Here is a 26,702-nt window from a genome sequence, read left to right as displayed (position 1 = left end):
GGGGACGCGAACGTCGTCGAGGATGAGCTCGGCGGTGTCGGAGGCGCGAATACCCATCTTGCCCGTAATCTTGTCGGACTCGAATCCGTCGCGGTCGGACTCGACGACGATTTGCGAAAAGCCGTTGTAGCGGCCGTCGGCCTCGGGGTCGGTCTTACACAACACGACGAAGAAGTCGCCGATGGACCCGTTGGTAATCCACATCTTGTTGCCGTTGATGACCCACTCGTCGCCGTCCTTCTCCGCACGCGTCGACACTGACGACACGTCCGAACCCGTGTCCGGCTCCGAAATCGCCGACCCACAGATGGCGTCGCCCGAAGCGAGGTCCGGGAGCCATCGCTCCTTCTGGTCTTCAGTGCCGAAGGCGATGATGGCCTCGCTCCCGAAGGCGGTGCCGAGGATGCTGCCGCCGATGCCGGGGTCGGCGGCGTACAGCTCCTCGACGATGAGCGCCACGTCGAGCATCTCGTAGCCGGCGCCCCCGTACTCGATGGGAATCTGTGCGCCACACAGCCCCATCTCGGCGCCCTTCTCGATGAGGTCGAACGGCGCCTTCTCCTCGCGGTCGTACTCTTTTGCGACCGGTCGGATTTCGTTATCGGCGAAGCGGCGGACCTCTTCGCGAATCTGTCGCTGCTCCTCGGAGAGTTCGAAGTCCATACCGTACTGTGTGACCGATGTATGATAAAACTCCGCACTGGGTTTACAGTGTTAGCGTCACTCCCACTCGCCGTCGACGAGGTCGGTTTCGGCCTGTTTGGCCATCTTCACCTGGTAGTTCGGCAGGTACAGCGCGAGGTCGGTCGTGGTGATGATGCCGATGGCCTTGCCCTCTTCGACGACGGGGAGTTTCTTGACGCCGTTGTGGCCCATCCGTTCGGCCGCGATTTTCAGCGTTTCCGTGGGTCGTGCGGTGACGACGGGGTCGGACATGAGTTCCGAGACAGTCGTCGATGGGTCCCGTTCCTCCCCGACGGCGGCGACGATGTCCATCTCGGTGACGATGCCTTCGAGTCGGCCCTCGCCGACGATGAGCGAACCGATACCTTTCTCGTCGAGAATGCGGGCCGCCTCGGCGATGGTCGCATCCGGCGACACCGTCTCGACGGGTGAGGTCATCAACTCCTCGACGTTCGTGTCTTGCTCGGCCATGTTTTGTACTCCGAGCGGATGGGCATAAGCCTACGGCCTACCGAAAACCAGAGCACCCAGCAGTCCCCGATTCAGGTGGACCACGCTTCCCGACAGTCGTCGTCACAGAAATGAGCGGTGTGGACGCGGTCGTCCTCGACCCACGTGATGACGCGGTGGGTCGGTTCGCTCACTATCGGCTCGTCGCACACCTCACATCTCGGCGCATCGTCCTCGGTGACATCCTCACCGAGGTCCGAAGTCGGGTCTACCATCTTGTCGTACGGTTAGTAGGCACCCATATGAACGATTATGTTCACGCAGGCGGTGCCAGAGCTTCCCGTCACTCCGGGCGTTCGTAGCTCGGGTCGAACATCTGGGCCGACATCGGGGCCGGGTCACCCTCGGTGAGGTTGTACTTCGAGAAGTCCTCGACGCCGACCTCCCGGAGCAGGTCCTCGTCGTAGACGGCGTTGCCCGTATACGAGGCGGGGTCGCGGCTGAGTATCTCCAGAACGGTGTCGGAGACGATTTCGGGCGTCCGCCAGTCGTCTTCGGTACCCATTCCGAAGTATCGGGTCGCCCGCGTGTCGATGGCGGTGACGGGCCAAAAGGAATTACAGCCGACATCGTGGCCGCTGAGCTCCGTCGAAAGCGACAGCGTGAGGAACGACATTCCCATCTTCGACCACGCATACGGTGCCTCCCCCCGGCGCGCGGTCGACCGTGACCGGCGGCGCGTTCGTCAACAGCCACGCGTTGTCGACCTCCTTGAGGTGGTCGAGGAAGGCCCGGGAGGTGAGATACGTCCCGCGGACGTTCACGTCGGTCAGCAGGTCGAAGCGGTTCGCCGGCAAGTCCTCGACGTTCGCGATTTGGATGGCGCTGGCGTTGTTGATGACGATGTTGACCTCGCCGAACTCCTCGATGGCCTCCTCGGCGGCGGCCTCGACGGACTCCTCCTCGCGGACGTTCAACTGGATGGGGTGGGCCTCGACGCCCTTCTCGCGGCACTCGCGGGCGGTCTGTTCGATGGTGCCCTCGAGGTCCTTCTCCTCGCCGTAGTCGTCGTTCTCGCTGGTCTTGCCGGTCGAGACGATGTTACAGCCCTGTTCGGCCAGAGCGAGGGCGATGGCTTTGCCGATTCCGCGGGTCGTTCCGGTGATGAAAGCGGTTTGTCCCGAGAGGTCGGGCTTTTCGAGCGTCATACCCCGCACGTTCGCGGCAGTGAACTTAAAACCCGATTAGTCCGGCAACGATTCGGGCGCCGAGGCAGTCTCGGCGCCTCACCGGTCCCGAGTGACCGACTCCCCGGGTTCGGTTCGGGTGTTCGCCGACAGCACGACGCCGGGTGCGAGGCTGGTGTTGATAGCCGTCTTCACGTTCGGGCCGGCGACGACGCCGTACTTCCGGCGGCCGGTCGAGACGCGATTACTCTTCACGGTCTGTTTTACGTCCGACCCGTCGTGTCTGAGGTTGGCGACCTGCGTTCCGGCACCGAAGTTCACGCCCGGCGCGAGCAGGCTGTCGCCGACGTAGGAGAGATGCGGCACGTTCGAGTCGGCCATCACGACGGAGTTCTTCAGTTCGACGCCGTGGCCGACGTGACAGCCCTCGCCGACAAGCGTCGCCCCACGAATGTAGGCGTTCGGCCCAACGTCTGCTTCCGACCGGACGAGTGCCGGCCCCTCGATGACGACCCCGGGCTCTATCGTCGCCCCCTCCTCGACGACCACGTCGCCACGGAGTTCGGCGTCGCCGCGTATGTCGCCCTCGACGCGGCGGTCGAGTTCGCCGAGTTTCCATTCGTTGGCTTCGAGCAACTCCCAGGGCCGACCCACGTCGAGCCACCGCGACAGCGTCACCGCCGTCACGTCCGCGGTGTCGATGACCCGTGCCACAACGTCGGTTATCTCGTACTCGCCGCGGTCGCTCTGCGGTACGTCGAGATGTGAGAGTGCCGCCTCCGGGAACGCGTAGGCGCCGGCGTTGGCGAGATTCGTCGGCGGGTCTTCGGGTTTTTCGACGATGTCGGTCACTCGGTCGCCGTCGACCGAGAGAACGCCGTAGTTCCGTGGGTCCTCGACTTCGATGGCGGCGACGGCGGGGGCGGCGTCGAACAGTGCCTCGACACTCTCGGGGTCATAGAGGTTGTCGCCGTTCAGCACCGCGAAGGCGCCGTCGAGGTGTTCCCGTGCCGCCCGGACCGCGTCGGCGGTGCCACGCTGTTGCTCCTGTACGGCGAAGGAAACCTCGACGCCGCGGTATTCGTCGCCGAAGTACTCCCGGACAGCGTCGGCTTCGTAGCCGACGACGAAAATCAGGTCCTCGGCGCCCGCTTCGACCGCCGCATCGGCGGTGTGGGCACACAACGGCCGGTCGGCCACCGGCAACATCGGTTTTGGAACCGTCTCTGTCAGCGGTCGCATTCGGGTCCCCTCGCCGGCAGCGAGGATGACTGTCTGCATAGCCAAGTCGTCGTCGCGCGAGTGGAAAAACCGGTCGGTTGGGTGGCGGGTTGCTGTCGGTCGAGGCGCTTTACTCCTCTAAGATGTCGTCGGAGGCCGGCTCCGGTTCGTCGTCGTCCGCGCGGCGCATGACGTCGACGTGGTAGTGCTGGAGGATGTCCCGGCCGAGCAACAGCGGGTAGTCCATGTGGCTTCGGTCCTCGACGCTGGCAGTGACGGTGTGTTGGGTGCCGCCGATGCCGACCACGAGGTCGACGACGGGGCGGGACCGACCGCTCTTGACGCTGCCCGATTTGATTTTGACGATGTCTTTGATTGGGCCGGTGCCGATTTCGGCGGCGAGGTGTGCGTCGATACTCGTCCGGGTCGCACCGGTGTCGGACTTCGCGAGCACCGACTTCGTGCCGCTGGTTCCCATCACGACGACGTCCTCGACGTAGCCGATGACGACCGTTTTCGTCGGGCCGGCGGCCTGCTTCCGCGGCATACACGCCGGCCGGGAGTCGTCGAGGTTCGCCGACAGTTCGTACACCCGCTCCTCGTCGACTTCGCCGCCGGCACGCTCGATGGCGAGGCGGGCGATGTGGGGTGCGGGCGAGCGCCCCGTCGCCTCGAACAGGCCCTTGAACCCGGCTGTCGGGTTGACTTCGAGGACGTAGTAGCCGTCCTCGCCCTCGACGATGTCGACGCCGGCGTAGTCGAGTCCGACCACGTCGGTCGCCCGTTCGGCAATCGTGACGACTTCCTCGGGGAGGTCTTCGGTCGCGTCTTCGACCGACCCACCGAGGGCGACGTTCGTCCGCCACTCGCCTTCCGGTGCGTAGCGGTTCATCGCGCCGACGACGCGGCCGCCGACCGTGTACACTCGCAGGTCGTGATGTTGCTGTTCGTCGTGTTCGATGAGTTCCTGCAGGAACGCCTGTCGGGACCCGACCATCGAGTTGACGGGGTCGTCGGTGTCGAGTTTCCACGTCCCGCCGCCGTGGGTCCCGATTGCGGTTTTGTAAACGACTTCCTCGCCGAACTTCTCACGGCGACTGTTGAGCGTCTCTCCCGACAGCGCCAACAGCGCGTCGGGAACCTGAATGTCCGCTTCGGCCAACGCCGTCCCCGTCGCGAACTTGTGAATCGCCGTCATCGTCGACGTTGGGGTGTTCAACATCGGCCGCATCCGATCGAGCATCGTCGCCAGTCCGAGCGCCTCCGCCGGCTGTTCTTCCTTCGAGAGCAACAGTCGATTGACCACGATGTCGACCTCGGGTTCCAGTGTCACTTCGCCGTCCTCGATTTCGACGACGGTGTTCTCTTCGCGGAGCCACTCGGTGTCGTATCCGAGTTGCTCGACCGCGTTGAGTATCGCTTTCGACTCCTTCGAACTGTGAAGGCTGAGGACGCCGACAGTGAGGTCAGAAGACATACTCCTACTCCAGTCGGTTTCGGCAAAACGCTAACGGTCGACGGTCCACGAGTGCGGAGCCTTTTATATCACTATCGCCTGTGTCGGGTATGTCGGAACCGTTCACGTACGACGGTGGGTCGGTCGCCCCTGGGGAGATAGCAAACGTCCGCTACACCGTCAGCGAAACGTACCTCGGCGACCCGGTCCGCGTTCCCGTCACCATCGTCAACGGTGAGCAAGACGGGCCGACTCTGTTTCTCTCGGCGGCCGCCCACGGCGACGAACTCAACGGCATCGAAATCGTCCGCGAGGTCGCCCACGAGTGGGACCACTCCGGCCTCCACGGCACGCTCGTCTGTCTGCCCGTCCTCAACGTCCCGGCGTTTATCGCCCAACAGCGGTATCTCCCCATCTACGACCGCGACCTCAACCGGTCGTTCCCGGGCGACGACGCCTCGACGAGCGCGAAACGCATCGCCGCACGCATCTTCCGAAACTTCATCGAGCCCTGCGATTTGGGGCTGGACTTCCACACCTCGACGCGTGGCCGAACCAACATGCTTCACGCCCGTGCGGACATGGAACACGACGCGGTCGCACGCCTCGCCAACGCCTTCGCATCGAACGTCATCATCTCGACGCAAGGCCCGGAGGGAACGCTCCGCCGGGAAGCCGCCGATGCGGGGACGCCAACCGTCACCGTCGAGTTGGGCGAGGCCCACCGATTCCAACGCCCCCTCATCGACGAAGCCCTCGAGGGCGTCCTGTCGGTGATGGCCGAGTACGGAATGCGTGACACCGAGACGGTGAAGTGGCCCGGCTGGCGGACCGTCATCGACGGCTCCGACGAGAAGACGTGGCTCCGGGCCGACGCCGGTGGACTCGTCGAGATGCACCACGACCGTGGCTCGCTCGTCGAGGAAGGCGACCGGGTTTGTACCATCACGAACCCGTTCAAGACCGACTCGACGGTCATCGAGGCACCGTTTACCGGCCTGCTCGTCGGCGTTCTGGAGAACCCGCTGGTGTACCCCGGCAATCCCCTGTGTCACCTGGTCAAACTCGACGAGGTGACCCTTCGGGCGATTCGCGGACGAAAACTCGCCGACCGGGCCTGAGTGGTGTCGGCGAGTTGCCCAGTTCAGTACGGTGGTAGACGTTCGCAGAAGGTAACTACTATACCACCGCGGACCCGACCCTACCGTGCATGAGTCAATCGTACGACCGAGGTCTGATAGAGGACTTCGGGCGGTGGCAGGAGTTCTCCGCCGGCATGTGGGCTTGGATTTTCCACAAGTTCACCGGCTGGGTGCTCATCGGCTACCTGTTTACGCACATAGCCGTGTTGAGCACCTCGACGGTGGATGGGGCCACCTACACGATGACGCTCCAGAGTCTGGAGAGTCTTCTGGTGGTCCGAATCCTCGAGGTCGGCCTGCTCGCAGTCGCCGTGTTCCACATCCTCAACGGCGTCCGCCTGTTGTTCGTCGACCTCGGTGTCGGCCTGGAATCGCAGGACAAGGCGTTCTACGCCGCACTGATAGTTTCCGCGGCCATCACGGTCGCGAGCATTCCGACGTTCCTCGTGGGGGCATTCTGAGATGGCAGACTACTACTCCTCGTTCGAACCGAAGGGGACGCGGTGGCTGCTCCAGCGGCTCACCGCAGCGTTCCTCGTCGTCGTCTTGGCGTATCACTTCATGCTGCTGCACTTCGTCAACCACGCAGCGGAAGTGACCATCGCCGGGACGACCGCCCGGATGAGTCAGGTCGGCTACTTCATCACGATGGTGTCGTTCCTCGTCGCCGGGACGTTCCACGGTGTCAACGGCGTGTACAACGCCCTCGTCAATCAGGGCCTCGAGGGAACCCCGAAGACGGCCGTCAAGTGGCTGCTCGCCGTCGCCGGTGTCATGCTCGTGGTGCAGGGCATCCGCGTCGCAATCGCCATGACGAACCTCATCTGATATGAGCACGCAAGTAACCGAACAAGAAACCGAGACCGAACCGCAAGAAAAAAGAGGAGTCCACTCACCAGGAGCGGCGACTCACCGAGAAACACGACCGCGCCGACATGCGCGAGCGTGCCGAGGCGAACCTGAAGGACGCCGAGGAGACGGTGAAGCTGAAGGTGTTCCGGTACGACCCCGAAGTCGAGGGCAAGAAGGACCCGCGATTCGACACGTTCCGCGTGCCGTTCAAGAAGGGGATGACGGTACTGGACGCGCTCATCTTCGCCCGAGACCACTTCGACTCGAGTCTCACCTTCCGACACTCCTGTCGGCAGGCCATCTGTGGCTCCGACGCGCTGTTCGTCAACGGACGACAGCGTCTCGGCTGTAAGACCCAGATGTCCGAACTGGAGTGGCCGGTTCGCATCGAACCGCTCCCGCACGCCGAGGTCGTCAAGGACCTCGTCGTCGACATGGAGCACTTCTACGACCAGATGGAGTCCGTCGAGCCGTACTTCCAGACCGACGAACTCCCGTCCGGCGAAGAGCAGAAACAGACCCGGGAGAACCGCGAGAAGGTGAAGATGTCCACGCGCTGTATCTGGTGTAGCGCGTGTATGTCCTCCTGTAACATCGCCGCCGGGGACAACGAGTATCTCGGCCCCGCGGCCATCAACAAGGCCTATCGCTTTGCGATGGACGAACGCGAAGGCGAGGCGATGAAGGAACACCGACTCAACATCATCGAGCAGGAACACGGCGTCTGGCGATGTCAGACGCAGTTCTCCTGTACCGAGGTGTGCCCGAAGGACATCCCGCTGACCGAACACATCCAGGAACTGAAACGGGAAGCCGTCAAGAGCAACCTGAAGTTCTGGTAACCGCAGGCTGAAGTCCACCGAATCCTAACTACAGACAATGACACTACACGAACACGACGTTATCGTGGTCGGGGCCGGCGGCGCCGGACTCCGTGCGGCCATCGCGGCCCACGAGGAGGGCGCCGACGTGGCCATGGTCACGAAACTCCATCCGGTTCGCTCCCACACGGGCGCCGCGGAGGGTGGCATCAACGCCGCCTTGCGCGACGGCGACGACTGGGAACTGCACGCCTACGACACGATGAAGGGGTCGGACTACCTCGGCGACGCCCCAGCCATCGAGACGCTGGCACAGGACGCCCCCGAGGAGGTCATCCAACTCGAACACTGGGGGATGCCGTTCTCCCGTGAGGACGACGGCCGCGTCTCCCAGCGACCCTTCGGCGGCCTCTCGTTCCCGCGGACGACCTACGCCGGCGCCGAGACCGGCCACCACCTCCTGCACACGATGTACGAGCAGGTCGTCAAACGAGGCATCCAAGTGTACGACGAGTTCTACGTCTCCGAACTCGCCGTCACCGACCACGACGACCCCGAGGACCGCGAGTGTCACGGCGTCGTTGCCTACGACATCAAATCCGGCGAAGTCACCGGCTTCCGAGCCACCGACGGCGTCGTTCTCGCCACCGGTGGCGACGGACAGGTGTTCGACCACACGACCAACGCCGTCGCCAACACGGGCGACGGCCCGGCGATGGCCTACCGAGCCGGCGTCCCCGTCGAGGACATGGAGTTCGTCCAGTTCCACCCGACGACGCTGCCTTCGACTGGCGTCCTCATCTCCGAGGGCGTCCGTGGCGAAGGTGGTATCCTCTACAACGACGAGGGCGAGCGGTTCATGTTCGAGTACGGCTACGCGAGCAACGCCGGCGAACTCGCCTCCCGCGACGTCGTCGCCCGCGCCGAGTTGACCGAAGTCAACAACGGCCGCGGCATCAACGACGAGTACGTCCACCTCGACATGCGACACCTCGGCGACGAGCGCATCTACGACCGCCTCGAGAACATCATCCACCTCGCGGAGGACTTCGAGGGGGTCAACCCCGTCGAGGAGCCGATGCCGGTCAAGCCCGGCCAGCACTACCACATGGGCGGCATCGAGACCAACGAGAACGGCCAGACGTGCATCGACGGCCTCTACGCCGCCGGCGAGTGTGCGTGTGCGTCGGTCCACGGCTCGAACCGCCTCGGCGGCAACGCCCTGCCCGAACTCATCGTTCTGGGCGCCCGTGCCGGCCACCACGCCGCCGGCAAGGACATGGAGGCCGCACAGGTGCCGACCGGTCCCTCCGCGAAGAGCGAGGACGAAACGTCGCTGGAGACGCCGGTCTCGCCGGGCGAAATCGGCGTCGACGACGACGTCGCCGCCGACGGCGGCGCCATCGCCGACCCGAAGGCCGTCGTCGAGAACGCCGTCGAGCGCGAACGCCAGCGCATCGAGGAACTGCTGGAACGCGACGGCACCAACCACGCCGAAATCCGCGAGGACCTCCAGAAGGCGATGACCGAGAACGTCAACGTCTTCCGCAACGAGGAGGGCCTCAAAAAGGCGCTGGAGGTCATCCGTGAGTGCCGCGAGCGGTACCAGGACGTCGCCGTCGCCGACCCTTCGCGGACGTTCAACACCGACCTCATCCACACCATCGAGACGCGAAACCTCATCGACATCGCCGAGACCATCACCCTCGGCGCGCTCGCCCGCGAGGAGTTCCGCGGCGCCCACTGGCGGCAGGAACACCAGGAGCGAAAGGACGACGAGTGGCTCAAACACACGATGATTTCCTGGAACGGCGGCTCGCCGGACCTCTACTACAAGCCGGTCATTCTCGAAGGCGAGAACAAGGAGTACGAGCCGAAAGTCCGAAGTTACTGACGCCGCCGGATTCGATTCTTCCTTTCGCTACAACCCCAGCGTCCCCAGCAGGTCGTATCCCCAGCCGACGTACTCGACGAGTTTGAAGCCCAGATAGATGCCGACGATGCCGAGCACGCCGGCGACGTTCGGTGGCGCGGGAATCGGCACGCCGACGAACGCGAACGCTGCACCGGCGAGAAATCCAGTGAGCAGTGCCAACACCGCGATGACGAGACTCGCGTCGACCATACCGTCGAGGGGTCCGGGAGCGGCAAAGCCGTTTGGTTCACAGCGCCGCGACCCAAGCGTCGAGCAAAGGTATTAATCTAGGCGGGGGTCGATGCCCCGCTGGATGGGGGGACGATTCCGCTGGAGCGGCACAATCGCGAGACGCGTCAGTGCGGGCAGCGCTCTCACGCTGGCAGGGGTTCGGAGCGTGCTCCCGGAGACGGGTGTCGCCGCCGTCGAGGAACTGGCCCCTGTCGTCTTCTCTGCGGTGGTGAACACGGGGTCGTTCGGGCCGGCGCTGGCGTTTCTGCTGAACGCCGCGTTCTTTTTTGCAGTGTTCACGACGCTCGTTCCGGAGTTGTACCCGGACTCGATGGGGTCGGCACGGGAGACCGTCGTGTTCCGGTTGTCGGTCGGTGCGATAGGTGCGATTACCGCGATACCGCTGTACTACGCGCTCTCGGATGTGACACCACCGCTGGAGTGGCCGCCGGCGCTCGGCGTCGTCGCCGCTGCCGTGCTGTCGGGAGTCGTCTTTTGGGACTGGGGGCGTCGAGACGTGGGTATCGACTCGGCGTCGGACCTCTTCGCTCGAATCCTCGTCGCCGAATCGGCGGAATCCCCCGATGACGACGCGCTTCCGCCGTGGCTCGAGGGTGTCAACGAACGCGTCGAACTCATCGCCGGCGTCTTGATAGTCGGTGCACCTGCGTATCTGGCGGGCATGCTCGGCGGGGTTCTGGGAACGTTCTTCCCCGCGCTCGAACTCCTCTTGGTGGTCGGTCTCGTCTCGGCGCGGTTCGACTCGATACTGCCGACACCGCTGCGCCGTCGCCTCTACAAAGGCCGGTCGGTCGAGACGCGTGCCTACGATAGCCTCTCGTCGAGCATCAGACACGGTCGCGGCATCGCGGGATACGCGTCCTGTCTGTTCGGGTTCATACTTGGTGCACTCCCGCTTGCCGTCGGTTTTGGTGGATACTGGCAGTTCGCGAACAACGCCGCCCACGAGTGGGAGGTCGCCGTCGCGGTCGTGGCGAACGCGCTGTCGGGGGGGTGTCCCCCCCCGTCGTACTTCCACGGTTCCTCGTCGACGCGGTCGCAGCGACCGTTTTCCTCGTCTCCGTCCCCTTGCTTACGGCCTATTACTCGTGGTACTGGTATCGACAGTTACGGCGGATGCCGACGGCGCTCCGATACGCCGATTCGGTGTCGCTGACCGACCGAAACCTCCCACCGGTCGGCCGACCACCATACGCGTTGGTTCCGGCGACAGTCCTGTTCGTCCTCACGATGGTGTACGACCGCTGGTACGCCTTCGGCATCGACCAGTGGGTCGGTGAGACGTTGCTCGCGGTCGCCGGCCCAGTCTTGCTCGCGACGCTGGGAGTCGGCGTTCGACGGTCGCTCGAACCCCCACGGCAGTACCCGACTCGGGATGGCGTCGTGACGATGACCGCCCTCTCGGTAAGTTGTGCGGGCGTCTACGTCGTCGGGTCGACGATTGGCGTGGCCAGTAGCGGACTCGTCGTCTTCATCCCCGCCATCTCCATCTTCGGATACTACTTCAAGAACGCCGTCGAGTTCGGCGTTTCCCTGTCCCGCGTCTCGAATGCACTCTTGCTGTTCGTTCCACTGGTTCCGCTCTCGCTGTTCTGGCTCCCGACAGTACCGTTCGACTGGCGCGTGGCAGCGTTCTTCGTTGCCCTCGTCCCGCTGTTCGGGTACGCCAGCCTCGCCAAACGGTACGAGACGTAGCCGTTACTCCCCGATGACTTCCGCCACGGATTCCGCGATGTCCTCCTCGATGCGCCACAGATACAGGGTGGCGTAGCTCCGATACGGCGCCCAACGCTCGGCTTCGGCGACCATCTCCTCGCGGGTCATCTCGCCGAAGAGGGTCTCCATCCCCTTCCGAACGCCGAGGTCACCGACCGGGAATACGTCGGGCCGGCCGAGCGAGAACAGCAGCTGCATGTTCGCGGTCCACTCGCCGACGCCCGTGATGGACGTGAGTTTCGAAACGACCTCGTCGTCGCCGAGGTCCTCGAAGTAGGCTTTACTGTACTCCTCGCGAAACGCCTCGGCGACGTTGCGGACGTACCGAGTCTTCTGCCGGGAGAGACCGGCGTCCCGAAGCGTTTCCGGGTCGGCGGCGAGGACGCCCTCCGGCGTCACTTCGACCGACTCGAACAGCCGCTTTCGGGTCGCCGCGGCCGACGCCATCGACACCTGCTGGCGGAGGATAGAGACGACCAGTCGCTCGAACATGTCGTCGGCGGTGTCGAGTTCGAGGACGCCGTGTTCATCGATGAGCGGTCCGACGTAGGCGTCTTCACGGAGGGACTCGTGTGGCGACTGCACGGAGGGCTCTCGGTGCGGCGAGAATAAAACTCACTCGGGCGAACAGTCCTCGGTGACCCGGTCGGAACCGGTTCCGGAGACCGGTTTCGCGGGCGACCCCGCAACGGTCGTCCCTGCGGGCACGTCGTCGACGACGACGCTACCGGCGCCGACGGAGGCGTTCTCACCGACGGTGATGGCGCCGAGCAGCGTGGCGTTGGCGCCGACGGTGACGCCGTCTTCCAGCGTCGGGTGGCGCTTCTCGCGCCGCATCGAGTCGCCGCCCAATGTGACGCCGTGATACATCAACACGTCGTCGCCGATGTCGGCGGTTTCACCGACGACGACGCTCGCCCCGTGGTCGATGAACAGTCGGCGCCCGATGTCGGCGGCCGGGTGGATTTCGACGCCCGTGAGAAGCCGAACCAACTGCGAGAGCGCGCGTGCGGCGAAGGTGTTGCCGCGGTCCCACAGCCAGTGGGCGATTCTGTACCCCCAGACGGCGTGGAGGCCGGGATACAACAGCGCGACGGTGACGGCGCTGGTGGCGGCGGGGTCCTTTGCGAGTGCGGTGCGAACGTCCTCTCTGAGTCGGTTGAGTACCATATCTGAGTCGTGTAGTGTTGGGAAGCGGGCGCGGCGAGAGCAGAGCGGCCGTCACTGGGAGCGAGGGCCGGAAAAGAGGCTCAACAGCAACAACGACACGCCAGCGTTTCGACCGGGAGTCCTGCGGCGCAACCCGGTTCGGCGTGGCTGTGTGCCATCTTGCCTACATATGCCGTGACGACGATATAAAAACTGTCGGTCGGACCGATGCCGTCTCTTTACGCGTCGTAGTCTTCGCCGTAGATGTCCCGGACCTGCTCGTCGAACTCATCGAGGACGTTCCGACGCTTGATTTTCATCGAGGGCGTCAGCAGGTCGTTGTCGGCGGTCCACTCGACGGAGACCAGCCGGAACTCCTTGATTTTCTCCGATTTCGAGAGCTCTTTGTTGACGGCTTCGACTTCTTTTTCGATGAACTCGTGGACGCGGTCGTCTTCGCAGATGGCTTTCTGGTCGTCGGGGAGGTCGATACCCTCGTTTTCGGCCCAGCGGCGGACGGCCTCGAAGTTCGGCACGAACAGCGCCGCGATGAACTTCTGGTTGTCACCGATGACCATCGCCTGGTCGATGCGGTCGGAGGTGGCGAACTCGTCTTCGATGGGCTGGGGTGCGATGTTCTTGCCCGTGTCCAACACGATGAGTTGCTTGAGTCGGTCGTGATAGACGAGGTAGCCGTCGTCGCCCTGTTCGATGATGTCGCCGGTTCGGAACCAGCCGTCCTCGGTGAACGCCTCCTCGGTCGACCCCGGGCGGTTCCAGTAGCCCTGCGTGACGTTCGGGCCCTTCACGTGGAGTTCGCCGATGTCGCCGTCGACTTCCGCACGTCGGTCGTCGCCGACGACGGATTCGTCGAGTCGCACGTCGACGTTGGAAAGCGGCGGACCGAGCGTGCCGGCTCGGGAGTCCTCCGGCGGGTTCACGGAGACGACCGGCGAAGTCTCGGTCAGGCCGTACCCCTCGTAGATGGGCAGGCCCATCCCCTCGAACAGCTGTGAGAGTCGCTTCGAGAGGCTGCCGCCGCCGCTGATGAACGCCTCGATGTTGCCGCCCATCTGCTCGCGGACGTTGGAGTAAACGAGTTTGTCGAAGAGAGCGTGTTTCATCCGCAGGACGACACCGGGGTTCTCTGTCGTCGCCCACTCGCGGGCGACGGAGACGGCCCGGCCGAAGACGGCATCTGGAGCCTCCTCGCGGATGTTGTCGTAGATGCGCTCGTAGACCCGTGGGACCGAGGAGGCGCCCGTCGGTCCGACCATCTTGATGTCGTCGGCGACGGTGTCGGTCGATTCGGCGTAGGCGACGGTCGCTCCGGAGCCGAACTGCAGGAAGTGCCCGGAGACGCGCTCGAAGACGTGGGCCAGCGGCAGGAACGAAAGCATCCGGTCGTTCTCGTCGAAAACGGGGATGTCGGGGTCCTTGTCGGGACGCGGTCCGACTCGCTTCCGGATGCCGTTGACGTTCGCCCGGAAGTTGCCGTGGGTCAACTGGACACCTTTCGGCTTGCCGGTCGTCCCCGAGGTGTAGATGAGGCTCGCGAGGTCGTCGAGGTCACGCTCGCCCAGCCACTCCTCGTAGGCGTCGCCGTCGAAGTGCTCGGCGCCGAGTTCGTACACCTCCGCCAGAGAGAGGATGTCCTCGCGGTCGTCGTAGCCGTCGAACTCGTCGATGACGGCGATAAAGGAGAGGTCGAGGTCGTCTTCGACTTCGAGGACGCGTTCGAGCAACTCGCCGTTCTCGACGACGACGCCCTCGGCGCCGGGGTCGTCGAGGAGGTACTGCACCTGTGCGGGCGCGGATTCGGTGTACACCGTGGTGACGACGCCGCCGGCGGCCAGTAGTGCGAAGTCCGATTGGGCCCACTCCATGCGGGTGTTGGCGAAGATTCCGACGCGGGTACCGCCCTCGACGCCGAGTTCGCGGAACCCGGCGGTGAGGTTGTGAACGATGTTCTGCATCTCGGCGTACGTGAGCGCCGCGTACTGGCCGGTCGGGGCGGCCGGGACGATGTCCGGCGCCAGCGAACGGTCGTAGACGCCGCCCTTGTACCACTGGGCATCGCGGCTAGCGTGACGCGCCGCGGCCTCTTCGAACATCCGAGGGAGGGTAGTGTCACCTATCACCTCGTCTTCGTACTCCGCCTCCGCCTGCATCCAAACGGGAGTGTTGCTAGACATCTTAGGTGATTGTTGAGTAACGAGCCATCCATATTAATGGGGGCGCTTCGCTTCGAGTGTCTACTGTCGAACAGATTCATTCAGCCATCAGGCGGGAATTTCACGGAAAGCGGGGATGAAACGGAAGAGAACGGAAATGAAGTTTCGGATTATCGTATCGGAAGCCGGAGAAGTCAGTCGATATCGATGCGGTGGCCGCTCTCCGACTCGACATCGGATTCGGTGGGCAGGTGGACTTCGAGGACGCCGTTGTGGTAGTGGGCTTCGATGTCCTCGACGATGAGTTCACCGGGGATGCGGACAGTCTCGTGGACGCGGCGGCTGCTCGTTTCGTAGTCGTCGCTCATCTCGTGGACGGCGCGGATGGTGAGCCGCCCGTCGTCGTATCGGAGGTCGATTTCCTCCTTCTCGAACCCCGGCAGGTCCGCGTGGAGGACGTACCCCTCGGAGTCGGTGTCCAGGCGCACGGTGATGTCGCGGCCGAAGTCGTACCAACTGCCTTCGCCCATCATCGAGCGTCGCATTCCTTCCAGCAGGCGGTCCATTTCGTCGAACGGAGTTAATCGCATGTTGAATTTCACCTCTATTCGACCTGCATTATGGCGCGCTGAGGGGATAAATACGTAGTAATACGTGATAGCACGGGTTCGATATCGGGTAACAAAACGGCCAAGACCCCTCGCGCGTACCGTTTTATTTGTGTTCCCCTCGCTTCCCGACATCGCCCCCGGCGGGTGGCGCTACGCTGCCGTCCCGCTGGCGCTCTCGGTTCCCCTGTCGATACTCGCCTTTCCCGTCGGTGTCGTCTGTCTGCTCGCCGGTCTCGGCGCACTGTGGTTCCACCGGGACCCCGAGCGGTCGCCGCCGCCGTCGGGAATCGTCGCGCCAGCCGACGGCCGCGTCTCCGTCGTCCGCGAGGAGGGCGACCGCGTTCGCGTCGCCGTGTTCATGAACGTCACGGACGTCCACGTCAACCGCGCCCCCGCGCCCGGAACCGTCGAATCGGTCACCCACACCCCGGGCAAGCACTTGCCGGCGTTTTCGAAGGAGTCCGACCGCAACGAGCGCGTCGACATCGTCTGTGCGGAGTACGAACTGTCGCTCATCGCGGGTGCCGTCGCCCGGCGCATCCACCCCTACGTCGACGGCGGCGAGCGCCTCGAACGCGGCGAGAAGGTCGGCCACATCTCCTTCGGGTCGCGAGCAGACGTGTTGCTGTCCTCTGCGTACGACCTCGAAGACGTCCGCGTCTCGAAGGGCCAACGGGTCCGCGCCGGCGAGACCGTCATCGCTGCATAGCGGCGCGAGTTTTTAGCCACCGGAGTCCGTAGAGGTGCCCGTGTCACAGCGGGAAGCGACGGTACAGGGAGAAGTCCACGCCGCCGAGAGCGACAAGCGCGCCCTCTTGGAGCGCGGCCTCGAGGAGTACGACGCGGTGTTGGTCGAAGGGCGTTCACCGACGCTCGTCGTTCGGGAGCTGACCGTCGGCTACGCCGTCTTCCTCATGGGGTACGTGACGCTGATGTGGGTACAGGCGGTCGTCGCCCGAGCGCGGGCCCGGATTGCCGGGGAAACGTCGCTGCGGGCGGCCGTCGAGGCGGCAGGCGTCGACTACCACGACCGCATCGACGCCGACACCGCGGCCGTCTACGAGATGGTTCCCCGCTGGGGGAAATATCTCCTCGGAGGCTGGCTCGTCGCCGCGCTCGCTCTCGCGATTGTTGCCGGCGTCAACCGCCTCGTCCTCGTCGTCTTCGCGCTCTCGGTTCCGTACCTCTACGCCACGTTCTCGGTGGTTCTCGTCGCAGTCGCTAGCGGCGGTCGCGCCTCGCATATGGCCGACCGAATCACCGCCGTCGCGGACCAGCAGGCCTACGAGCGGGTGGCCGTCCTCTGCGGGGACTCACATCGGGAAGCGATTCGTGAGGAACTGGAAGAACGCGAGTGGTCGGTGACGACCTACGGGAGTCGACACCCACTGGTACGGCTGTTCGAACGGACGTAACGACGGCAGCAGGATGCTCGCTAGGGGATTTGAACCCCTGTCATCGGCTGTCCTCCCTCGGGAGGGGGAACCCTCCCCGAGGCCGAAAGGCCGATATGATTGGCCGGGCTACACCAAGCGAGCGCGTACCCGACTCTGGGTGACGCCGTTGTATAAATCCTGCTCTTTGCGGTGGGTTCTGTGAAAGGTCACCACGGTGCGTTCTGGCGGTTCCTCCCGTAGCGTCATACGTCGAAGACGACGTAGGCCCGCCAGCCCTCGTCGGTTTCCTCGAGTTCCATCTCGGAGTAGGTGACGGCTTTGATTTCCCGGGCCTCGACTGCGTCGAAGGGAACGCCTCGGGCGGAGCCCTCTAGGACCCACTCGCCGTTCCAGTGGACGCGGGCCTCGTGGCCGGCCGGGAGCACCGAGCGAACGTCGCGCTGGTAGATGAGTTCGTCGAGATACTCGAAGAGGAGGGCGTCCTTCGACTCGGCGTGGGCGACCACGGGGAACCGTTCGCCGACGCCCTCCGGAATGGATTCACAGTGAGCGGCGGACAGTCCCTCTGCAACGTACACGAACACCTCGTCGATGTCTTCGCCGGTGGCTTCGACGGCTACGTCGGCGGTGTGTTCACGGAGTTCGTAGCTCATCGGTCGTCGCCGGGGTCGGCGTCACCGTCGGCGTCGATATCGGTCGAGGGAACCGGGTCGTCGATGTCCTCCGCATCGATGTCGGCGGCACGGGATTCGGTGTCGGTCATCTCTTCGGTCTCCGGTAGTTCCTCGCCGCTTTTACTGTCGTCGACCAGCGGCGACTCACCGTCGGTGTCGGCGGCGTTGAGCTGGCGCAACTGCTGTTCGCTGAGACCGCTCGGTCCGCCGTCGCCCTCGCCGAAGGCGACGCCACTGGTGACGATAGAGCGGATGCCCTGTTCGACAGTGAGGTCGACGTCGACGACGCGGTCGGTGGAGACGTGGATGACGAACCCGCCCATGACGGGGTTCGGCGCCATCGGCATGAACAGCGTAATCATCTCCTCGTTGCCGGTGTCCTCGGCGACGACTTCCGGCGTTTCGGCCGTCTTGAACGCGACGACATAGGAGTCCTTCCCCGGGTACTCCACCAGTTTCACGTCCTGGAAACTGTCGGTGTCGGAATCGAGGAGGAGTTCGCTCATCTCGTTGAAACTGGTGTAGACGGAGCCGAGACCGGGAATCGAAGCCATGAACTCGTTGAACTGGTCGCTGAGCCGGTCGTTTTCGGTGCCGTACTCCGCGACGGAGCCGACGCCCACGACGAGCAACAGAAAGAGGACGACCGTCGACGCCGCGACGACGATTTCGCTCTGAAACGGCGTCACCTGGACGACGGCGGTGGCGACCGGGTTCAGTTGTTGAAAGACGAACCCCAACACGAACGAGAGAACGAACAGCGTGACGAGAAGCGGCAGGAGGATGGCCAGTCCCTTGATGAACGACTTCCGGAGGACGTCTTTGGGGTTGGACCGCTCGGAGATGAGCTCTTCGGCGGCCTCGATGTCGCCCGGCGCGGAAGGCATTGGAGAAGGAAATCGTTGACACATTGAAAGCCTTATGGCATAGAACGCCGCTGCTTGAACCCGGAGCGGCCGAGCGGTGGCGGTGGAGTTATATTCGACCCGTTCCTACGTTGTGTCAGTGAGTGTCACCGTCGATATTCGGGTGTTCGGGACGGGTGACGACGCGTTCGTCGAGGAGGCGTGGGAACTGAAAGAGAGCATCCGCCGCGCCGAGGGCGTCCTCAAACAGCGACGGGGCTTTTTCACCGACGCCTACAAGCGCTCGCGTGTGTACGCGCTCGTCGAACCCGCCTACGACGGTGACGACCTCCTCGGATTCGCTGCCACCCGACGCGACGGCTACATCCTCTTTCTCGCCGTCGACCCGGAACACCGACGCAGGGGGGTTCGGCCGCCGCCTCGTCGCCGCTGTCGCCGAGGACCACAACTCCGTGACGTGTCACGCTCGGGCGTCCAACGACGCCGCGTTGGACTTCTACGAACGGCTCGGCTTCGAGATTCAACGGCGGGTCGACAACTACTACGAGGACCACGGCGACGCCTACTACCTGCGACTCGGGGAGGGCGGCCTCGCCTCGAAGATATCCAAGTTCGTCCGCGGCGGTTGAGAGGGCAACGCTTTTTCGCACCTCTCTCGAAGCCGACGCCATGGACGGTCGCACCCGTGAGTACCTGAAGGGTCGCTTCGGCGACCACTACCGTCGGAGCGACATCTCCCCGCCCCCGGCGGCCAACGAACGGGAGTGGGGGTACATCACGTGGAGTTCGGGCGGGACCACGATGGTTCGGCATCACTCGCATCTGGACCTGGTCGGCGGCGGCGATTTGGGGGACTTCCTCGCGGGCGAGCGCCCGCGTCACGTCTACTTCTCGGCCGGCCGGTACGACGACCCCGGTGCATCCAGCATGGGGAAGAAGGGCTGGCGCGGGTCGGACCTCGTCTTCGACCTCGACGCCGACCACCTCCCGGGCGTCGACCCCGAAGCCGACAGCTACGCCGAGATGCTCGCGGAGTGTAAGGAAGCGCTGCTCAGACTGCTGGATTTACTGGAACAGGACTTCGCCTTCGATGACCTGACAGTCGTCTTCTCCGGGGGCCGCGGCTATCACGTCCACGTCCGCGACCCCGGCGTCTTGGAGTTGAGCCGCAGCGCCCGCCGGGAAATCGTCGATTACGTCCTCGGGGAGGGCGTCGACATCGAGGCGCTCATCGAGACGGAGAAGGTCTCCGGTAGTTCCGGCAGGAAGACGCCGGCGGACAAACGGACGCTTCAGAACGACGGCGGGTGGGGCCGGCGGCTCCAGACCGAACTGAACGCGTTCGTCGAGGAACTCGACGGACTGAGCGACGACGAGGCGATGGAGCGGCTTACGGCCTTCGACCGCATCGGCGAGGGGAAAGCGACCACGATGCTCGGAGCGATTCGGAAACAGCGCGACGCCATCGAGGCGGGGAACATCGACGTTCACAACGCGCTCAAGACGATTGCCGAGACGCTGTTGACCCGCGTACTCGAACAGCAGACCGCACCAATCGACGAACCGGTGACGACGGACATCAACCGACTCATCCGCCTGCCGGGCAGCCTCCACGGCGGGAGCGGCCTCGAAGTCCAACACATCCCGCGGGACGAACTCGATTCCTTCGATCCGCTCGTCGACGCCGTCCCGGAGACGTTCGTCGGGAACGACATCTCGGTGTACGTCCGCGAGGAGACGACGATTCGACTCGGGGGGGGAAAGCTTTAGGCTCTCGGAGGGAGTGCATTCGATGCCAGAGTACGTCGGCGTGTTCGCGATGGCTCGCGGCCACGCCACCAAAGCCGCAGAATGAATCTCGACGAACTCCAATCGGTACAGGCCCGCGAGCGCCAATCCAGCGACCTCCAGCACCTGCGCTCGTCGTTCTATCGGGAGGTCGGCGAGTACATCCACGAACTCACCGAGGAGCGCGCGCGGAAGGTCGAGCAAGCCGAGGACCCCTTCTCGTCGTCGGAGGTCCGACGGCTCTCCGACGACATCGAAACTGCCGAGGGAACTGTCGAGGCCATCTACGAACGCCGTGTCGGCAAGGTAGTCAAGAAAGCATCCATCGCCGCCGCCGGCATGCCGGTCGACGACGACGGCCTTACCGACGAGGAGGAGGCACTGTTCGACGACCTCGTCGCCCGCATCGAGGACAACCGCGAATCCGTCCTGTCGGTGTTGGACGGCGACGCCCCCTCAGTGTCGTGTTCGATAGACGACGACGCCTCCGAGACGGCGCCGACAGACCCCGCTCGGGGCGGTTCGGTGGCCGACTCAGGCTCTCTCGACACCGGTGAAGAGCCGTCACCGACCCCCTCGACGGCGTCCGACACCGACGGCGTCAGCGCGGCGGAGTTGATGGGGAGCGGTCCGAGCGACGCCCCGGAGGAAGCCGCCGAGACGGCGCCCTCGACCGACGCCGAAAACGAACCGGCGGCCGACCCCGAGTCCCTCTCGGAGGACCCGCTCGTCTCGGATTCGTCACAAACGACCGAGGTCCACCCCGACCCCGAACCGCCGGCAACCTCCTCGGAGTCCCGTCCATCCGAGTCCGAGGGCGACCGACGACCGAAGGACGCCGCAGGGGCGGATGACTCACAGTCTTCGAGTAATGACTCGGGTCGCACCGACATCCCAGGCATCCCGCGAACGACGGTCCGAATCACGGCGGATGTCGGCGAGATGGTCGGCACCGACAACCGTGATTACGACCTCGGTTCCGAAGACGTTGTCACCCTCCCGGAGGGGACCGCCGAGGCGCTCGTCGACAACGGTGCCGCAAAGCCGTTAGAGTAGGAACGAGCGAACCGACTCGTTGAACGCCTCGGGTTTTTCCAGCATCGGCATGTGTGCGGCGTCGGCTATCTCGACGTACTCGCAGTCCGAAAGTTCGGCTTCGAGGTACTCGTGGAACGACGGCGGCGTCAGCGGGTCGTGTTCGCCACACAGCGCCAGTGCGGGTACGTCGATTTCGTCGAGGCGGTCGCGAACGTCGAAGGTGTCACAGCTCTCGAAGTCCCGGACGGTGACCGCCTGTCCCGATTCGAGAAGGCCGGCTTTCGAGACCTTGACGAGTTCGTCGTCGGGGTCGTGAAACAGGGTGTCGGGGACGTGCAGCGAGGCGACGGCGGCCTCGAAGTTCCGGGCGAGCGATTCGAGAAAGCCGGGGTCGACGCCGAGTTTCGCGCCGGTGTCGGCGAGGACGAGCCCCTCGAGGTCGAGGTCACCTTCGAGGGCGACCCACAGCGCGACGGCGCCGCCCATCGAGTTGCCACAGAGGACCGACGCGTCGGTCGCCTCACAGACGGCCACCACGTCGTCGGCATAGGCTTCTATCGTCTCCATGCCCGGTGCAGTCGTCACGTCGTCGCTGTCGCCGTGACCCGAGAGGTCGACGGCGACGGCCGGTGGCCCCTCGCGGTCGCCGTACTGTTCGACCCAGACGCCGTGGTCGCCGCCGGCGCCGTGAACGTAACAGACCGTCGGCCCGTCGCCGAAGCCGGTCTCGCGGTAGGCTGTCGTCCGGCCGTCGTGAGTGACGGTTTCCATACGTTGGTTCTCACGGCGTCACCCGATAAACGCGACGACCGCTCGTCGCCGCTTTCTCGGGACAGGACCATCCCCAGATAGATGTGAACCGCAATTCTACTGTTACTGCAATACACCACCCCGTCCCCTCATTTTTAGAGAAAGGTTTAAATACTATGGTAACTAACTCTGAGTTAGTATGACTGAATACACGCAGTCGATTCGCGGCGACGCGGACGGCATCGTTCGTCAGTACGAGTACGACGACGGCGCGGTCCTCGTCGCGGACTTTGGCCCCGTCGAAGGGGGTGTTGACGTCGTCGACGGGACGGCTATCGTGGTCGTCGACGACGAACAGTACGAGTACGAAGTGCCCGAGGGGGCATCCCGTGCTATTATGAACAACGGAATCGTTACTATCGAGGTGGAGCGATAACCGATGAAACTGACGGTCAAACCCCTCAAACAGAAAGACGCCGGTCGCGGACTGGCGGCGATAGACCGCGCGGCGATGGCCGAACTCGGCCTCGAGAACGGTGACTACATCCTCATCGAGGGTGACGGCCGCGCCGTCGCCCGGGTGTGGCCCGGCTACCCCGAGGACGAAGGCCAGGGCGTCATCCGCATCGACGGCCGCCTCCGACAGGAGGCCAACGTCGGCATCGACGACCGCGTGACGGTCGAGGCCGCCGACGTCAACCCCGCAAAGCAGGTGACGGTCGCGCTACCGCAGAACCTCCGCATCCGCGGGAACATCGGCCCGCACATCCGCGACAAACTCAGCGGACAGGCCGTCACCAAGGGGCAAAACGTCCCGTTCTCGCTCGGTCTCGGGCCGCTGTCCTCACAGAGCGGACAGCGCATTCCGCTGAAAATCGCCGACACTGACCCCGACGGGACGGTCGTCGTCACCGATTCGACGGACATCCAGGTGAGCGAAAAGCCCGCTGAACAAATCGCCGACACCGGCGACAGCACGGCCGCAGGGGGCGACGGGACTCCCTCGGTGCGATACGAGGACATCGGTGGGCTCGACGACGAACTCGAGCAGGTTCGGGAGATGATAGAGCTCCCGATGCGACACCCGGAGCTGTTCCAACAGCTCGGCATCGAACCGCCCAAAGGGGTGTTGCTACACGGCCCGCCGGGGACCGGGAAGACGCTGATGGCGAAGGCCGTCGCCAACGAGATAGACGCCCACTTCACGAACATCTCCGGCCCCGAAATCATGTCGAAGTACTACGGGGAAAGCGAGGAGCAACTCCGTGAGGTGTTCGAGGAGGCCTCCGAGAACGCCCCGGCCATCGTCTTTATCGACGAACTCGACTCCATCGCGCCGAAGCGCGGCGAGACCAGCGGCGACGTCGAGCGCCGTGTCGTCGCCCAACTGCTCAGCCTGATGGACGGCCTCGACGAGCGTGGCGACGTCATCGTCATCGGTGCGACCAACCGCGTCGACGCACTCGACCCCGCATTGCGCCGGGGCGGTCGCTTCGACCGCGAAATCGAAATCGGCGTCCCGGACAAGGAGGGCCGCAAGGAAATCCTGCAGGTCCACACCCGCGGGATGCCCCTGGTCGACGGCATCGACCTCGACCGTTACGCCGAGAACACCCACGGGTTCGTCGGCGCCGACATCGAGAGCCTGACGAAGGAGGCCGCGATGAACGCCCTGCGACGTATCCGGCCCGAACTCGACCTCGAAGCCGACGAAATCGACGCCGAGATACTCGAGGCGATGCAGGTTACGGAGGGCGACTTCAAGGGCGCCCTCAAGGACGTGACGCCGAGTGCGATGCGGGAGGTGTTCGTCGAAGTCCCCGACACCACGTGGGACTCCGTCGGCGGACTCGAAGACACCAAAGAGCGCCTCCGTGAGACCATCCAGTGGCCGCTGGAGTACCCCGAGGTGTTCGAGCAGATGGACATGCAGGCCGCCAAGGGCGTCCTGCTGTACGGCCCGCCCGGCACCGGGAAGACCCTGATGGCGAAGGCCATCGCCAACGAGGCCCAGTCGAACTTCATCTCCATCAAAGGTCCCGAGCTGCTCAACAAGTACGTCGGCGAGTCCGAGAAGGGCGTCCGGGAGGTGTTCGAGAAGGCGCGGTCGAACGCGCCGACCGTCGTCTTCTTCGACGAAATCGACTCCATCGCCGGCGAACGCGGCGCCCGCATGGGCGACTCCGGTGTCGGCGAACGGGTCGTCTCCCAGCTGCTGACCGAGTTGGACGGCCTCGAACAGCTCGAGGACGTGGTCGTCATCGCGACGACGAACCGGCCGGACCTCATCGACTCGGCACTGTTGCGCCCCGGTCGACTGGACCGACACGTCCACGTGCCGGTCCCCGATACGGACGCACGGAAGGCCATCTTCGAGGTCCACACGCGCAACAAGCCGCTGGCCGACGACGTCGACCTCGACGAACTGGCCGCCGAAACCGACGGCTACGTCGGCGCCGATATCGAGGCGCTCTGCCGGGAGGCCGCCATGGCCGCAACCCGGGAGTTCGTCAACAGCGTCTCCCCCGAGGAGGCTGCGACCAGCGTCGAGAACGTCCGCGTGACTCGCGAGCACTTCGAGCAGGCACTCGAAGAAGTCGGTGCCAGCGTCGACGAGGACGTCCGGGAGCGCTACGAGGAACTCGAAGAGAAGTTCACCCACGGCAGCGAACCTGACGAGCCCGAAATTAGCCGGACGTTCCAGTAACTACCGTTCTATTCCATTTTGTTTCTTTGAATACCAATTGGTGGTGTATGGTGGCATCTGAGGCACAAAGGGTTTATCTCCTGACGGCCTAGACCGGGGCGATGACCACCACAGGACGATGCGCCGACACACCGGCGGACAGGAAGACGCTCCTGTTCTGTCCGGCGTGCGGCCACGAGGCGCCAATCGACGGCGAGTGGTCGGTCCGACACCGTCACGGTACCGACGGTGACCGCACGGTCACCGAATGTCCGGAGTGTGGCGACGTGGTTTTGAGCCAGCCGCAGTTCGAACCCTCGGCGGCACACTCCACGTGGCGCTCCTTCGCTGTAGTCCGGCCGTTACTCGGGTTTGTGAATTCCGTCGTCCGTCACGACGTTCTCTAGGAGGTGCGTCGGCGTCGCGTCGTACGCCGGATTTTCGATATCGAACCCCTCCGCCGGTTCTCGCATCACTTCGCTCGGAGAGCGGAAGTCGTTCTCGAAGGCGAACCCCTCGTCGATGAGCTTTGCGCTCGCGCCGAACACCGAGACGGGGACGGCCAACTCCGCCGCAGTCGCGGCGATGGGGAACGTCCCGACGCGGTTGTACAGCGTGTCGTCGACGATACAGGACATCCCCAACACGACCCGGTCACACTCGTCGAGGTAGTGGCCGGCGGCGCTGTCGACAATGAGCGTCGCGTCGACGCGGTCGATACTCGCCAGCGTCCGAGCGGTCTTCCGGCCGAGGAATCGGGGTCGGGCTTCGGTGACGTACACCTCGATGTGGTGGCCCTCCTGGGCCGCGAGTTCGATGGCCTCCAGCACCGTCGAGGAGTAGTCGTGCGTCAACACCGTCGACCCGTCGGGGAGCAGTTCGACGGCGTGTCGGGCAGCCTCGTGTTTCGCCGTCTCCACGTCGTCGACGACGGCCTCGATGGCCGACTCGGTGAGGTCCTTCGCCTCCTCGACGGTGTCGGGGTCGCCGTCCTCGACGCGGGCGACGATTTCGCGTTGGGTGCTGTGCAGCGACGCGTGGGAGGGTTGGGCGCGCCGGAGGGCGCTGCTGTTGCGGTCCAGCGAACGGACGTACTCCTCGACGGTCGCGTATTCGCGGTCGAGGAGTTCCCGCAACGCCTCGGCGGCCTTGATGGCGACGGTCGACGAGGAGTGGGTCTGCATCTCCCGAATCTCGTCTGCGGTCTCGTCTATCATGCCGGTACCGTCGTGCGGCGAGCCCATAGGCCTTCGGGACCGTCCGACGGCCCTATGGCGGTTCGGCCCCTACAGGCGGTATGGTCGACGTCTCGTATTACTGCCCGCGGTGTGGGGCTGTCGCCGAACTCGAACGCGACGCCTACCTCGAGGACAAATGCGTCACTGCCGAGCCCCTGGAGGGATGGACCTACGAGGATGCCTACGAGGATTTCGAGGACGGAGAAGGAGTCGTCATCGTCTGTGGCGCCGAGGAAACCGACGGGGAGGGCTGTGGCGAACCCTACTACCTCAGTTTCGTGAAGTTCGAAAACGGCGAAGAAATCGACCCCCGCGTTCCCGCCGACGAGGTGCGGTTCGACTTCCTGCGATAGTTTCGAGCAGTCAGTCGTCGTCGCGGCGGTGTTTGACCTCGTCGATAGCCGAGCGAGCGGAGACGCTCGTCTCGCCCAGCGTGGCACCCACGAGTCCGCCGATAGCGCCGCCGGTACTCGCCGCGTTCCGGCTGATTAACCCACCGATACCCGCGCCGATTGCACCGCCGATGGCTGCGTATCGAGCGCGGCTCAGTATTCGTTTAATCCGTTTTCGCATACCCCGGAACTTCAGTCGGCGGTTTCATAAAGATGCGGTCCGGCCGGCACAGCGGGAAGCGA

At 64.5% G+C, this 26,702-nt stretch carries 28 protein-coding genes, 1 tRNA gene and 3 pseudogenes; 15 read left to right on the top strand and 17 right to left on the bottom strand.

Annotation, left to right across the window (positions count from 1 at the left end; translation table 11 throughout):
* The 6 genes and pseudogenes from GJ631_RS11385 to GJ631_RS11360 all read right to left on the bottom strand — a co-directional run.
* A partial coding sequence (locus GJ631_RS11385) for an acyl-CoA dehydrogenase family protein (protein ID WP_197424998.1) occupies positions 1–663 on the bottom strand: 663 nt, incomplete at its 3' end.
* 57 nt (positions 664–720) lie between these two features.
* Positions 721–1,155: a cyclic nucleotide-binding/CBS domain-containing protein gene (locus tag GJ631_RS11380; RefSeq protein WP_156709273.1), complete on the bottom strand. Its 435-nt coding sequence runs from the start codon at positions 1,153–1,155 to the stop codon at positions 721–723.
* A gap of 71 nt (positions 1,156–1,226) precedes the next feature.
* Complete coding sequence (locus GJ631_RS11375) at positions 1,227–1,409, bottom strand: hypothetical protein (protein WP_156709272.1); 183 nt, start codon at positions 1,407–1,409, stop codon at positions 1,227–1,229.
* A 68-nt stretch (positions 1,410–1,477) separates the two neighbouring features.
* Positions 1,478–2,342 (bottom strand): annotated as a pseudogene (locus GJ631_RS11370) (SDR family oxidoreductase).
* Between the two features lie 78 nt (positions 2,343–2,420).
* Positions 2,421–3,602: a bifunctional sugar-1-phosphate nucleotidylyltransferase/acetyltransferase gene (glmU, locus tag GJ631_RS11365; RefSeq protein WP_156709271.1), complete on the bottom strand. Its 1,182-nt coding sequence runs from the start codon at positions 3,600–3,602 to the stop codon at positions 2,421–2,423.
* Between the two features lie 70 nt (positions 3,603–3,672).
* Complete coding sequence (locus GJ631_RS11360; protein ID WP_156709270.1) at positions 3,673–5,019, bottom strand: RimK family alpha-L-glutamate ligase; 1,347 nt, start codon at positions 5,017–5,019, stop codon at positions 3,673–3,675.
* Between the two features lie 89 nt (positions 5,020–5,108).
* Here GJ631_RS11360 and GJ631_RS11355 point away from each other — a divergent pair, with 89 nt between their 5' ends.
* The 5 genes from GJ631_RS11355 to GJ631_RS11335 all read left to right on the top strand — a co-directional run bounded on the left by GJ631_RS11355 (position 5,109) and on the right by GJ631_RS11335 (position 9,707).
* Entirely contained in the window at positions 5,109–6,119 is a 1,011-nt protein-coding gene (locus tag GJ631_RS11355; RefSeq protein WP_156709269.1) for a succinylglutamate desuccinylase/aspartoacylase family protein, read from the top strand.
* A gap of 89 nt (positions 6,120–6,208) precedes the next feature.
* Complete coding sequence (gene sdhC / locus GJ631_RS11350) at positions 6,209–6,601, top strand: succinate dehydrogenase, cytochrome b556 subunit (RefSeq protein WP_156709268.1); 393 nt, start codon at positions 6,209–6,211, stop codon at positions 6,599–6,601.
* Between the two features lies 1 nt (position 6,602).
* Positions 6,603–6,968, top strand: coding sequence for a succinate dehydrogenase hydrophobic membrane anchor subunit (locus GJ631_RS11345; protein WP_156709267.1), 366 nt, complete (start codon positions 6,603–6,605; stop codon positions 6,966–6,968).
* Between the two features lie 107 nt (positions 6,969–7,075).
* Positions 7,076–7,834 carry a succinate dehydrogenase/fumarate reductase iron-sulfur subunit gene (locus tag GJ631_RS11340; RefSeq protein WP_156709266.1) on the top strand — a complete coding sequence of 253 codons (759 nt, stop codon included), beginning with the start codon at positions 7,076–7,078 and terminating at the stop codon, positions 7,832–7,834.
* Between the two features lie 37 nt (positions 7,835–7,871).
* Positions 7,872–9,707 carry an FAD-binding protein gene (locus tag GJ631_RS11335; protein ID WP_156709265.1) on the top strand — a complete coding sequence of 612 codons (1,836 nt, stop codon included), beginning with the start codon at positions 7,872–7,874 and terminating at the stop codon, positions 9,705–9,707.
* A gap of 27 nt (positions 9,708–9,734) precedes the next feature.
* Here GJ631_RS11335 and GJ631_RS11330 read toward each other — a convergent pair whose 3' ends face one another.
* The gene (locus GJ631_RS11330; protein ID WP_156709264.1) at positions 9,735–9,938 is read right to left on the bottom strand and encodes a XapX domain-containing protein; all 204 of its coding nucleotides are present in this window, start codon (positions 9,936–9,938) and stop codon (positions 9,735–9,737) included.
* A 103-nt stretch (positions 9,939–10,041) separates the two neighbouring features.
* Between GJ631_RS11330 and GJ631_RS11325 the strand changes: the two genes are divergently transcribed.
* Positions 10,042–11,136, top strand: coding sequence for a hypothetical protein (locus GJ631_RS11325; protein ID WP_156709263.1), 1,095 nt, complete (start codon positions 10,042–10,044; stop codon positions 11,134–11,136).
* Complete coding sequence (locus GJ631_RS11320; RefSeq protein ID WP_156709262.1) at positions 11,097–11,675, top strand: hypothetical protein; 579 nt, start codon at positions 11,097–11,099, stop codon at positions 11,673–11,675. Before GJ631_RS11325 ends, GJ631_RS11320 begins: the two co-directional genes overlap by 40 nt.
* A 3-nt stretch (positions 11,676–11,678) precedes the next feature.
* Here the strand turns inward: GJ631_RS11320 and GJ631_RS11315 are convergent, their stop codons facing one another.
* The 4 genes from GJ631_RS11315 to GJ631_RS11300 all read right to left on the bottom strand — a co-directional run bounded on the left by GJ631_RS11315 (position 11,679) and on the right by GJ631_RS11300 (position 15,585).
* The gene (locus GJ631_RS11315) at positions 11,679–12,281 is read right to left on the bottom strand and encodes a DNA-3-methyladenine glycosylase (RefSeq protein ID WP_370518644.1); all 603 of its coding nucleotides are present in this window, start codon (positions 12,279–12,281) and stop codon (positions 11,679–11,681) included.
* 30 nt (positions 12,282–12,311) lie between these two features.
* Positions 12,312–12,866 carry a serine O-acetyltransferase gene (gene cysE, locus GJ631_RS11310; protein ID WP_156709261.1) on the bottom strand — a complete coding sequence of 185 codons (555 nt, stop codon included), beginning with the start codon at positions 12,864–12,866 and terminating at the stop codon, positions 12,312–12,314.
* Between the two features lie 218 nt (positions 12,867–13,084).
* On the bottom strand, positions 13,085–15,040 hold the full coding sequence (locus GJ631_RS11305; protein WP_156709260.1) for a long-chain fatty acid--CoA ligase: 1,956 nt from the start codon (positions 15,038–15,040) through the stop codon (positions 13,085–13,087).
* Between the two features lie 173 nt (positions 15,041–15,213).
* Positions 15,214–15,585, bottom strand: coding sequence for an Hsp20/alpha crystallin family protein (locus GJ631_RS11300; RefSeq protein WP_156709259.1), 372 nt, complete (start codon positions 15,583–15,585; stop codon positions 15,214–15,216).
* A gap of 154 nt (positions 15,586–15,739) precedes the next feature.
* Here GJ631_RS11300 and GJ631_RS11295 point away from each other — a divergent pair, with 154 nt between their 5' ends.
* Together GJ631_RS11295 and GJ631_RS11290 are read left to right on the top strand one after the other, a co-directional pair.
* The gene (locus tag GJ631_RS11295; protein ID WP_370518643.1) at positions 15,740–16,339 is read left to right on the top strand and encodes a protein sorting system archaetidylserine decarboxylase; all 600 of its coding nucleotides are present in this window, start codon (positions 15,740–15,742) and stop codon (positions 16,337–16,339) included.
* 40 nt (positions 16,340–16,379) lie between these two features.
* Entirely contained in the window at positions 16,380–17,045 is a 666-nt protein-coding gene (locus tag GJ631_RS11290) for a hypothetical protein (protein ID WP_156709258.1), read from the top strand.
* 14 nt (positions 17,046–17,059) lie between these two features.
* Here the strand turns inward: GJ631_RS11290 and GJ631_RS11285 are convergent.
* From GJ631_RS11285 to GJ631_RS11275, 3 genes are all read right to left on the bottom strand, one after another.
* Positions 17,060–17,168, bottom strand: a tRNA-Glu gene (locus tag GJ631_RS11285).
* Between the two features lie 101 nt (positions 17,169–17,269).
* On the bottom strand, positions 17,270–17,680 hold the full coding sequence (locus GJ631_RS11280) for an archease (protein ID WP_156709257.1): 411 nt from the start codon (positions 17,678–17,680) through the stop codon (positions 17,270–17,272).
* On the bottom strand, positions 17,677–18,588 hold the full coding sequence (locus tag GJ631_RS11275) for a DUF502 domain-containing protein (RefSeq protein ID WP_197424996.1): 912 nt from the start codon (positions 18,586–18,588) through the stop codon (positions 17,677–17,679). The genes GJ631_RS11280 and GJ631_RS11275 overlap by 4 nt, the downstream gene beginning before the upstream one ends.
* Before the next feature lie 118 nt (positions 18,589–18,706).
* Here GJ631_RS11275 and GJ631_RS11270 point away from each other — a divergent pair.
* The 3 genes and pseudogenes from GJ631_RS11270 (at position 18,707) to GJ631_RS11260 (ending at position 21,411) form a co-directional block, all read left to right on the top strand.
* Positions 18,707–19,196 (top strand): annotated as a pseudogene (locus tag GJ631_RS11270) (GNAT family N-acetyltransferase).
* Between the two features lie 40 nt (positions 19,197–19,236).
* Positions 19,237–20,422: pseudogene (gene priS / locus GJ631_RS11265) on the top strand (DNA primase small subunit PriS).
* Positions 20,419–21,411, top strand: coding sequence for a hypothetical protein (locus GJ631_RS11260; RefSeq protein ID WP_156709255.1), 993 nt, complete (start codon positions 20,419–20,421; stop codon positions 21,409–21,411). The pseudogene priS and the gene GJ631_RS11260 overlap by 4 nt, the downstream one beginning before the upstream one ends.
* Here GJ631_RS11260 and GJ631_RS11255 read toward each other — a convergent pair.
* Positions 21,403–22,164: an alpha/beta fold hydrolase gene (locus tag GJ631_RS11255; protein ID WP_156709254.1), complete on the bottom strand. Its 762-nt coding sequence runs from the start codon at positions 22,162–22,164 to the stop codon at positions 21,403–21,405. The two genes, GJ631_RS11260 and GJ631_RS11255, sit on opposite strands and share 9 nt — an antisense overlap.
* 178 nt (positions 22,165–22,342) lie before the next feature.
* Here GJ631_RS11255 and GJ631_RS11250 point away from each other — a divergent pair, with 178 nt between their 5' ends.
* Complete coding sequence (locus tag GJ631_RS11250) at positions 22,343–22,579, top strand: hypothetical protein (RefSeq protein WP_156709253.1); 237 nt, start codon at positions 22,343–22,345, stop codon at positions 22,577–22,579.
* Positions 22,580–22,582: 3 nt separating this feature from the next.
* The gene (locus GJ631_RS11245; RefSeq protein ID WP_156709252.1) at positions 22,583–24,850 is read left to right on the top strand and encodes a CDC48 family AAA ATPase; all 2,268 of its coding nucleotides are present in this window, start codon (positions 22,583–22,585) and stop codon (positions 24,848–24,850) included.
* A gap of 341 nt (positions 24,851–25,191) precedes the next feature.
* On the opposite strand, the gene GJ631_RS11235 is transcribed toward GJ631_RS11245, so the two are convergent.
* Positions 25,192–26,046, bottom strand: a complete 855-nt coding sequence (locus GJ631_RS11235) for a translation initiation factor eIF-2B (protein WP_156709251.1) — start codon at positions 26,044–26,046, stop codon at positions 25,192–25,194.
* A gap of 80 nt (positions 26,047–26,126) precedes the next feature.
* On the opposite strand from GJ631_RS11235, the gene GJ631_RS11230 reads away from it, so the two are divergent.
* A complete protein-coding gene (locus GJ631_RS11230; RefSeq protein WP_156709250.1) occupies positions 26,127–26,420 on the top strand; it encodes a hypothetical protein in 294 nt (97 codons plus the stop codon).
* Between the two features lie 10 nt (positions 26,421–26,430).
* Here GJ631_RS11230 and GJ631_RS11225 read toward each other — a convergent pair whose 3' ends face one another.
* Positions 26,431–26,640 (bottom strand): hypothetical protein, encoded by a 210-nt coding sequence (locus GJ631_RS11225; protein ID WP_156709249.1) that lies wholly within the window; start codon positions 26,638–26,640, stop codon positions 26,431–26,433.
* Between the last annotated feature and the right edge of the window lie 62 nt (positions 26,641–26,702).

This window comes from Natronomonas sp. CBA1123 (genome assembly GCF_009741925.1).
GTDB lineage: Archaea > Halobacteriota > Halobacteria > Halobacteriales > Haloarculaceae > Natronomonas.
This window is presented reverse-complemented; position numbering and strand designations above follow the sequence as displayed.